The sequence below is a fragment of the Rhizobium alarense genome, from assembly GCF_021555155.1.
Classification (GTDB): domain Bacteria; phylum Pseudomonadota; class Alphaproteobacteria; order Rhizobiales; family Rhizobiaceae; genus Rhizobium_D; species Rhizobium_D alarense.
In genome coordinates, this window is sequence record NZ_JAKGBU010000008.1 from 83,507 (window position 1) to 91,955 (window position 8,449).

Below are 8,449 nucleotides of genomic sequence, written 5' to 3' on the forward strand. Positions count from 1 at the left end.
CCACGGCCGAGCATTTGTCACGCGACCGCGTCGCAGCCGCCGCACAACGAACGGAATCATGCTGAATACGGTGACCAACTCGGGAATGTCGATGCCGCCGGTCGCGTCCGCGGCCGCCTATCGCATGGCGATGCGCCACTCCCGCCGCGTGCGCCTGCTCAAGCTCCTGCTTCCGGTTGCCGCCACCGTCATCGCAGCCATCTTTGTCGCCGTTTCGGTCGTCCGGACATACCTGCCCGACGACATCGAGATTGCCGGCGCGACGATCGAGAATGGCAAGATCGTGATGCAGAACCCTGCGATCTCCGGGCGCAACCAGCAGGACATCAGCTACTCCATGAAGGCCGACCGGGCGCTTCAGGACATCAGGAACCCGAACGTCATCACGCTGGAGAACATCCGCGCCCAGATGCCGGTCAACGAATCGATTGTCGCGCAGGTCGATGCCAGCACCGGCGTCTATGACCGCGGCAAGAACGTACTGGATATGATCGCGCCGTTCAGCATCAAGCTCAACACCGGCCTCCAGGCCTCTTTCCAGGATGCGCATCTCGACATCAATGGCGGGAGCATGTCCACCAGCCACCCGGTTTCGATCCAGTCCAAGGAAGCGTCGATTGTTGCGCAGTCCCTGAGAATGACAGATAAAGGCAGGATCGTCACATTCGAGGGAACGGTCACGGTCAATATCGACCCGTCGGCCATTCGCAACAGCAAACAATAGGCTCAACCATGCGCGTCGCTTCCGCATTCGTCCTGCGTCCTACAGCCGCCTTCCTTCTTGCGGGGGCCTGCGTCGCTGCCTGCCTGCCACCGGCAATGGCCCAGGAGACGAACAGCCGGATGAAGGGGCTGGAGCTTTCGAACGACAAGCCGATCCAGATCCAGAGCGACAAGCTTGAGATCCGCGAGCAGGAGAACAAGGCCGAGTTCAGCGGCAATGTGAAGGTCGTTCAGGGAACGACGACGCTGCAGGCCGGCAACATGGTGGTGTATTACCGCGCCGATGGCGGCGACGTGTCGAGCGGCAATGCCGACATCGAAAAGATCGACGTCTCCAATCGGGTCTTCCTGCAGTCCGGCACGCAGCAGGCCACCGCCGACAACGGCACGTTCAATCTGGTGGACGAAACCCTCGTGCTGAAAGGAGACAAGGTGGTTCTCTCGGAAGGCAAGAACGTTTTCGTCGGCTGCCAGCTCACCGTGCTGATGCGGACCGGCGAGGCCAAGCTTGATGCTTGCGGCGGCCGGGTCATGATTCAGCTCGACCCGAAGTCCCGAAAGACCAACTGACAAGCCGCCCGTGACATTGAAACTCCTCTCCCGTCTGTCGCGCCGAGCGAAGAAAGAGGCGCCAGACCCCGGTCGCGCCGTCGACTTGTCGCGCTATGAAGGCACGCTGATCGCGCGCGGCCTGACGAAATCCTATCGCACGCGGCGAGTCGTCAACGGCGTGTCGCTGGTCGTCCGGCGCGGCGAGGCCGTCGGACTGCTTGGGCCGAACGGCGCCGGCAAGACCACCTGCTTCTACATGATCACCGGGCTCGTGCCCGTCGATGTCGGCTCGATCGAGATCAACGGCAATGACGTGACGACGATGCCGATGTATCGCCGTGCGCGGCTCGGCGTCGGATATCTGCCCCAGGAAGCCTCGATCTTCCGCGGCCTCACCGTGGAGCAGAACATCCGTGCGGTGCTCGAAGTACACGACCGCGACAAGGCACGCCGCGAAGCCAAGCTCGACAGCCTGCTTGCCGAATTCTCGATCGCCCATCTGCGCAAATCTCCGGCAATTGCGCTTTCCGGCGGCGAAAGGCGGCGGCTGGAGATTGCCCGCGCCCTGGCGACCGATCCAACCTTCATGCTGCTCGACGAGCCCTTCGCCGGCGTCGATCCCATTTCGGTCGCCGACATTCAGGCGCTTGTCCGGCACCTGACGTCGCGCGGCATCGGCGTGCTGATCACCGACCACAATGTGCGCGAAACGCTCGGGCTGATCGACAGGGCCTACATCATCCACGCCGGCGAGGTCCTGACCCACGGCCGCGCCAACGACATCGTGAACAATCCCGACGTCCGCAGGCTCTATCTCGGTGACAATTTCAGCCTGTAAGCCAGCGGGCTGCCGTAGCGTCAACAAGTCGCTTGCCAGCGCGGCAGACAAGCTACTATCGTGTCTGCGCCATGCTGCAGCGCAATCAAATTTACCAGATGTTCATGCTGTGTCTTGACCAAACCTCATAAAAAAGCAATTTTTGGGCCAGTTGGGATCGGCCGACATGAGGGAGCTCGCTTCCGTCGGCCGTAATCGGGAGTTCAGCGTCCAAAATGGCACTCGCAGCCAGCCTCGTGATGCGGCAGAGCCAGTCCCTGGTCATGACGCCGCAGTTGATGCAGTCGATCCAGCTGCTGCAGATGACCCATCTGGAATTGCATCACTTCATCGAGCAGGAAGTCGAAAAGAACCCCTTGCTCGAGCTCGTCGGCAGTGATGAGAACTACTACGACGCCGAGCCGGGCGACAGCGACTATTTTTCGGTGCACGAGGAGCGCCCGCAGGCCACGGGCCACGGCGACGAGCAGCGCGACCTCTATGCCTCGGCCTCCGGGGCGATGCCGGTCTCCGAGAGCTTCGACGGCAATCTCGACAACGTCTTCCCGGACGACGCCGGGCCTCGGCAAGCCGACGCGCCGGAGCTCCTCGGCCAGTGGAAGTCGATGCCCGGCGCCAGCGACGCCGGCGAGGGCTACGACCTCGATGACTTCGTGGCCGGGCACACGACCCTTTCGGAGTTTCTGCTGCGCCAGATCCCCTTCTCCTTCAGCGCGCCCGGCGACCGTCTGATGGCCGCCCATCTCGTCGACCAGCTCGACGAAGCCGGCTATCTGCAGTCCAGCCTCGCCGAGACCGCCTTGCGGTTCGGCAAGCCGGTCGCCGACGTCGAGCGCGTGCTTGCGCGTCTCCAGGAACTTGACCCGCCGGGCATTTTCGCGCGTTCGCTCAGCGAGTGCCTAGCGATCCAGCTGCGGGCTCGCGACAGGCTCGACCCGGCCATGGCCACCCTCGTCGGCAACCTCGAACTGCTTGCCCGCCGCGACTTCGCGACGCTCAAGAAACTCTGTGGCGTGGACGAGGAAGACCTCATCGACATGCTGGCGGAAATCCGGAAGCTGGATCCGAAGCCCGGTTCGAGCTTCCAGCCGGCCGCCTCGGAATCCGTCGTGCCGGATATCGTCGTGCGCCCGGCGGCGGACGGCTCCTGGCATATCGAACTCAATCCCGAGACGCTGCCGCGGGTTCTCGTCAACCAGGACTATTACAACCGCGTCTGCGGCCGGTCCGACCGGCAGGGCGAGGACCAGAACTTCCTCGCCGACTGCCTGCAGAATGCCAACTGGCTGACGCGCAGCCTCGACCAGCGCGCCAGGACCATCATGAAGGTGGCAAGCGAGATCGTGCGCCAACAGGATGCCTTCCTGGTGCATGGCGTGGATCACCTGCGCCCGCTGAACCTGAAGACGATCGCCGAGGCGATCAAGATGCACGAGTCGACCGTCAGCCGCGTCACTTCCAACAAATATATGCTGACGCCGCGCGGCCTGTTCGAGCTCAAATATTTCTTCACCGTTTCGATCGGCTCGGCGGAGGGCGGCGACAATCATTCGGCGGAAGCCGTCCGTCACCGCATCCGCGCGATGATCGGCCAGGAGCGTCCGGACGCCGTTCTGTCGGACGACGATATCGTGGACGCGCTGAAGGAAGGCGGCGTCGACATCGCCCGCCGGACCGTCGCCAAGTACCGGGAAGCGATGAACATTCCCTCGTCCGTGCAGCGCCGGCGCGAGAAGAGGGCGCTTGCGAAGATCCCCGCCGCCTGACGTCTCGCAACGGCGGCATCCGTTCGCTTAGTCGCAGTCCAGCCTCGGACCTGCTTGGTGGACTAGAACGTGGCGATTGACTCGAACGGGAGGACGAGGTAGAGGGCCCACCGCATTCGATGAGAAGACGGATCGCCGCTCAATCCCCGATTTCCTCCACATATGGGCCCTTGCAGGCTTGCATGCGTGAAAAGCTTGGATCACGAATGGGGTTGGAATAGACTGCTACGCGCAAATCACAACGAGAGAGGAAACTCCATGAGTGTGCGTGTATCCGGCAAACATATGGAAATTGGCGACTCCTTCCGTCTTCGGATCGAGGAACAGGTTGCCGAGGCAATCGCCAAATACTTCGATGGAGGATATTCGAGCCAGGTCACCGTGGAAAAGGCAGGTTCGCGGTTCAGCGCCGACTGCAAGGTCCATCTCGACACCGGTGTGGCGCTGCAGGCGAATGGAGAAGCCAACGATCCGCACGCGGCCTTCGACGCTGCGTCCGAACGGATCGAGAAGCGGCTCCGCCGCTACAAGCGCAAATTGAAGGATCATCACAACGGCAACGGCCATGATGCCTATGCCGAAGTGGCCTACACGGTCATGGATTCCGTACCCGATGAGGCCGACGAGCTTCCGGAGGACTATGCCCCGACCATCGTTGCGGAAAGCACGAAGAAGCTCAAGACCATGTCTGTCGCCAGCGCCGTGATGGCGCTCGACATGACGGACGAGCCCGTCCTGCTTTTCCGCAGCGTTGGCCAAGAACAGCTCAACATCGTCTATCGGCGAAACGATGGCAATATTGGCTGGATTGATGCAGCCAATATCAAAGGCTGAGTGACAGGTCCGGGAATGCGCCACGGCGCGACGCATTCCCACCGGCCTGTCACTGCGGCACACGAGGACAAAAGTATGGCATTGGCAGGTTTGCTGCAGCAGAATGCGATCATTCCGGCCATGAAGGCCAATTCCAAGAAGCAGCTGCTTCAGGAACTGGCGATCAAGGCTTCCAAGCTGACCGGGCTTCCGGAACGCGAAATCTTCGACGTGATCCTTCAGCGCGAGCGGCTCGGCTCGACGGGAGTTGGCAATGGCATCGCCATTCCGCATGGCAAGCTGAAGGAACTGCCGCAGATCGTCGGCCTGTTCGCCCGCCTCGAGACGCCAGTCGATTTCGAGGCGCTGGACGACCAGCCGGTCGACCTTGTCTTTCTGCTGCTGGCGCCGGAAGGCGCCGGCGCTGATCATCTGAAGGCCCTGTCGCGCATCGCCCGCGTGCTGCGCGATCCGGCCATGGTCGCCAAACTGCGTGCCTCGGAATCGGCAACGGCGATCTACGCCTGCCTCAGCGAAGAGCACATCACCAGCGCGGCCTGAGGACAAGGGCGAGCGAGGCATCCAACAACGAAACCCCGACGGAGCGATCCGTCGGGGTTTCGTGTTTCAGCCACCCATTTCAGCCACCCACAGGCGCCTGTTCGCGCTGCAGCGCGCGCTCAGGCCTGCGCCGGCGTCTCGGCTTCGACAGCGGATAATTTCGGGCCGCCCCTGGCAACGCCGACCATTGCGGGCCGAAGCACGCGTTCGCCGATGACGAACCCGGCCTGGACCACCTGGACGACCGTATTGTTCGGCACCTCGGCATTCGGCACTTCGAACATCGCCTGGTGGAAGTTCGGGTCGAACTTCTCGCCCATCGGCTCCAACTGGCGCACCCCGTGACGCTCGAGGGCCGCAAGCATGGACCGCTCCGTCATCTCCACGCCTTCGACAAGCGCCTTGAAGCCGGCGTCGCCCGCTTCGCGCGCTTCGGCCGGTATAGCCTCCAGCGCCCGGCGCAGGTTGTCGGACACGGCCAGCATGTCCCGCGCGAAACCGGCGACGGAATAGGATTTCGCGTCCTTCACGTCGCGCTCCGTGCGGCGACGCAGATTGTCCATTTCCGCGGCGAGCCGCAGATACTTGTCGCGAAGATCCACGTTCTCCGCGCGCAGAACCTCCAGCGGGTCGGGCTCTGTCGGTATGGCCTGCGCCTCCACGGTATCGCCCGGCTGCGCAGCCTCTGCGGCCTGAAGGTCTTCGGCCGCCGCGTCAGGTCCGTGTTTCTTGGTCTCGTCGGTCATGACGTACTCCGATTGATTGGTCCAATTCGCGTCCGATATCGAGGTTCGAGCCTCAAAAATCAAGACTTATCCGGATGATGAGCGCCAGTGAACAGCATTGTTCTCCCTGCTCGACGCACCGAAACCGCCTGGGGCAGCGTCCCGCGGCGGTGATCCGCATGGCGCACGCGTGCCTGGACGGACGTCCCTTTCCGTTTTCCCAGACAGGCATTAGCGGGACATTTGCGACATGATCTGGGCGGTGTAGTCGACCATCGGCACGATGCGGGAATAGTTGAGCCGCGTCGGCCCGATGACGCCGACGGCGCCGACGATCTTCTCGTCGCTGTCGCGGTAGGGCGCCACGATCAGCGAGGAGCCCGACAGCGAGAAGAGTTTGTTTTCCGATCCGATGAAGATGCGGACGCCCGGGCCGGTCTCGGCGAGGTCGAGCAGGCTGATCAGGCTGTCCTTCCTCTCCAGATCGTCAAAGAGCATGCGGAGGCGATCGACATCCTCCACGCCGGCAAGCCCTTCCAGCAGATTGGCGTGACCGCGCACGATGAGCTGCGTCGGCCGCGCCTCGTCGCGGCTGCCGGACCAGACCGCAAGGCCACGCTCCACCAGATCCTGCGACAGTTTGTCGAGTTCGCCGCTGATCTCGTCGCGCAGGCGCCGCAGCTGGCCGCGCGCCTCCCCGATCGTTGTCCCGCCCAGATGTGCGTTGAGGAAGTTCGCCGCCTCGGTCAGCTGCGAGCTCGTCGTGCCCGCCGGCAGTTCGATGATGCGGTTTTCGATCTGGTCGTGCTCGCCCACGAGAACGACCAGCGCCTTGGTCGGCTCGAGACGGATGAACTCGACGTGTTTCAGCACACCGTCATTCTTCGTCGTGATGACAAGGCCGGCGCCGCGCGACATGCCGGACAGCATGCGACTCGCCTCCGTCATCATGGTTTCCACGGTCTGGCCGTGCAGCCGCCGGCCGACATGCTGGTCGATCGAAGCGCGATCCTCTTCCGAGATGTTGCGCACCTGCATGAAGGCGTCGACGAAGAAGCGCAGGCCGAGTTGCGTCGGCAGCCGGCCGGCGCTCACATGCGGGGAGTAGATAAGGCCGAGATCCTCAAGGTCGCTCATCACGTTGCGGACGGAGGCGGGCGAAAGCGACATCGGCAGGATGCGCGACAGGTTACGCGAGCCGAGCGGCTCGCCGTTCTCCAGGTAACCTTCGACGATACGGCGGAAAATCTCGCTCGACCGTTCGTCGAGGGCGGCATGAAAGTCCTTCTCAGCCGGTGTTCTCAGCACCATATCCTGCAAGCCGTCTTCCTTCCTTCCCTCTGAATATAGTGAGCGCCGGCCTGCACTTACAAGGAAAATCGCGGCTTGGGGGCATCAGGCGCACAAATCGGCCGCCGGGGCGGGATCAGCGATTTCCTCCGGCGCCGAACTCGTCTAGAAGCTTCGCCATCGAAAGCAGAGCATTGGAGTCTCCAGATGCGGCCGTCCGGCAGAAGAACCGACCAGATGCGCGCCATTTCCTTCGCGCGCAATTTCTCAAAACATGCCGAGGGCTCCTGTCTCGTCAAGTTCGGCGACACGCATGTGCTCTGCACGGCAAGCCTCGAGGAGAAGACGCCGCCGTGGCTGCGCAACAGCGGCAAGGGCTGGGTGACGGCGGAATACGGCATGCTGCCGCGCGCGACCGGCGAACGCACGAGGCGCGAAGCCGCCGCCGGCAAGCAGGGCGGGCGCACGCAGGAGATCCAGCGCCTCATCGGTCGCTCGCTGCGGGCGGTCGTCGACCTCGAAGCGCTCGGCGAACGCCAGATTACGCTCGACTGCGACGTGATTCAGGCGGATGGCGGCACGCGCACGGCCTCCATAACCGGCGCTTGGATTGCACTGCACGACTGCCTGAGATGGATGGAGACGCGCAGCATGATCAAGGTCGAGCGCGTCCTCAAGGACCACGTGGCGGCCATCTCCTGCGGCATCTTCGCGGGCCAGTCGGTCGTCGATCTCGACTACCTGGAGGATTCGGCGGCGGAAACAGATGCGAATTTCGTCATGACGGGTGCTGGCGGCATCGTCGAAATCCAGGGCACGGCGGAGGGCAAACCGTTCAGCGAGGAGGAGTTCTCCTCCCTGATGGGGCTCGCGAAATCCTCCATCGGCGACCTGGTTTCGCTCCAGAAGCAGGCACTCGCCTGATCAAGACGATGACGGTCCCGGTCGCAATCGAAGGCATCCTTGAAACCGCGCTCTATGCGGAGGATCTCGATGCGGCCGAGGCCTTCTACGGCGGCGTTCTCGGGCTCGTGCGCATCACGCGGCAGAAGAACCGGCACGTGTTCTTCCGCTGCGGCGCGGGCGTGCTCCTGATCTTCAATCCGCGCGAAACGATGACGCCACCCCCGGCAGAGGCGTTGCCCGTACCGCCGCATGGTGCTGACGGTCCGGGCCATGCC

Annotated in this window: 10 protein-coding genes; 8 read left to right on the forward strand and 2 right to left on the reverse strand. The window is 63.2% G+C overall.

The features are described 5' to 3' along the window. Positions 1 to 58: 58 nt before the first annotated feature. From lptC to ptsN, 6 genes are all read left to right on the forward strand, one after another. Entirely contained in the window at positions 59 to 724 is a 666-nt protein-coding gene (gene lptC, locus LXM94_RS04460) for an LPS export ABC transporter periplasmic protein LptC (protein ID WP_235769944.1), read from the forward strand. Between the two features lie 8 nt (positions 725 to 732). Continuing rightward, the gene (locus tag LXM94_RS04465) at positions 733 to 1,293 is read left to right on the forward strand and encodes an LptA/OstA family protein (protein WP_235769935.1); all 561 of its coding nucleotides are present in this window, start codon (positions 733 to 735) and stop codon (positions 1,291 to 1,293) included. A gap of 34 nt (positions 1,294 to 1,327) precedes the next feature. Continuing rightward, on the forward strand, positions 1,328 to 2,113 hold the full coding sequence (gene lptB / locus LXM94_RS04470) for an LPS export ABC transporter ATP-binding protein (protein WP_235769945.1): 786 nt from the start codon (positions 1,328 to 1,330) through the stop codon (positions 2,111 to 2,113). Positions 2,114 to 2,328: 215 nt separating this feature from the next. Further along, positions 2,329 to 3,879, forward strand: a complete 1,551-nt coding sequence (rpoN, locus tag LXM94_RS04475; protein ID WP_235769936.1) for an RNA polymerase factor sigma-54 — start codon at positions 2,329 to 2,331, stop codon at positions 3,877 to 3,879. 258 nt (positions 3,880 to 4,137) lie between these two features. Then, positions 4,138 to 4,713, forward strand: a complete 576-nt coding sequence (hpf, locus tag LXM94_RS04480) for a ribosome hibernation-promoting factor, HPF/YfiA family (protein WP_235769937.1) — start codon at positions 4,138 to 4,140, stop codon at positions 4,711 to 4,713. Between the two features lie 75 nt (positions 4,714 to 4,788). Then, complete coding sequence (ptsN, locus tag LXM94_RS04485; RefSeq protein ID WP_235769938.1) at positions 4,789 to 5,253, forward strand: PTS IIA-like nitrogen regulatory protein PtsN; 465 nt, start codon at positions 4,789 to 4,791, stop codon at positions 5,251 to 5,253. Between the two features lie 119 nt (positions 5,254 to 5,372). Here ptsN and grpE read toward each other — a convergent pair whose 3' ends face one another. Together grpE and hrcA are read right to left on the reverse strand one after the other, a co-directional pair. Further along, the gene (gene grpE, locus LXM94_RS04490; RefSeq protein ID WP_235769939.1) at positions 5,373 to 5,999 is read right to left on the reverse strand and encodes a nucleotide exchange factor GrpE; all 627 of its coding nucleotides are present in this window, start codon (positions 5,997 to 5,999) and stop codon (positions 5,373 to 5,375) included. Positions 6,000 to 6,209: 210 nt separating this feature from the next. Beyond that, positions 6,210 to 7,289, reverse strand: a complete 1,080-nt coding sequence (hrcA, locus tag LXM94_RS04495) for a heat-inducible transcriptional repressor HrcA (RefSeq protein ID WP_235769946.1) — start codon at positions 7,287 to 7,289, stop codon at positions 6,210 to 6,212. Between the two features lie 186 nt (positions 7,290 to 7,475). On the opposite strand from hrcA, the gene rph reads away from it, so the two are divergent. After that, positions 7,476 to 8,192, forward strand: coding sequence for a ribonuclease PH (rph, locus tag LXM94_RS04500; RefSeq protein ID WP_235769940.1), 717 nt, complete (start codon positions 7,476 to 7,478; stop codon positions 8,190 to 8,192). 8 nt (positions 8,193 to 8,200) lie between these two features. After that, a partial coding sequence (locus tag LXM94_RS04505) for a VOC family protein (RefSeq protein WP_235769941.1) occupies positions 8,201 to 8,449 on the forward strand: 249 nt, incomplete at its 3' end.

What these genes read in the sequence shown, in the direction of transcription:
- lptC (WP_235769944.1), top strand. Translation starts at nt 59, where the DNA reads ATGCTGAATACGGTGACCAACTCGGGAATGTCGATGCCGCCGGTCGCG.
- LXM94_RS04465 (WP_235769935.1), top strand. Translation starts at nt 733, where the DNA reads ATGCGCGTCGCTTCCGCATTCGTCCTGCGTCCTACAGCCGCCTTCCTT.
- rpoN (WP_235769936.1), top strand. Translation starts at nt 2,329, where the DNA reads ATGGCACTCGCAGCCAGCCTCGTGATGCGGCAGAGCCAGTCCCTGGTC.
- hpf (WP_235769937.1), top strand. Translation starts at nt 4,138, where the DNA reads ATGAGTGTGCGTGTATCCGGCAAACATATGGAAATTGGCGACTCCTTC.
- ptsN (WP_235769938.1), top strand. Translation starts at nt 4,789, where the DNA reads ATGGCATTGGCAGGTTTGCTGCAGCAGAATGCGATCATTCCGGCCATG.
- grpE (WP_235769939.1), bottom strand. Translation starts at nt 5,999, where the DNA reads ATGACCGACGAGACCAAGAAACACGGACCTGACGCGGCGGCCGAAGAC.
- hrcA (WP_235769946.1), bottom strand. Translation starts at nt 7,289, where the DNA reads ATGGTGCTGAGAACACCGGCTGAGAAGGACTTTCATGCCGCCCTCGAC.
- rph (WP_235769940.1), top strand. Translation starts at nt 7,476, where the DNA reads ATGCGGCCGTCCGGCAGAAGAACCGACCAGATGCGCGCCATTTCCTTC.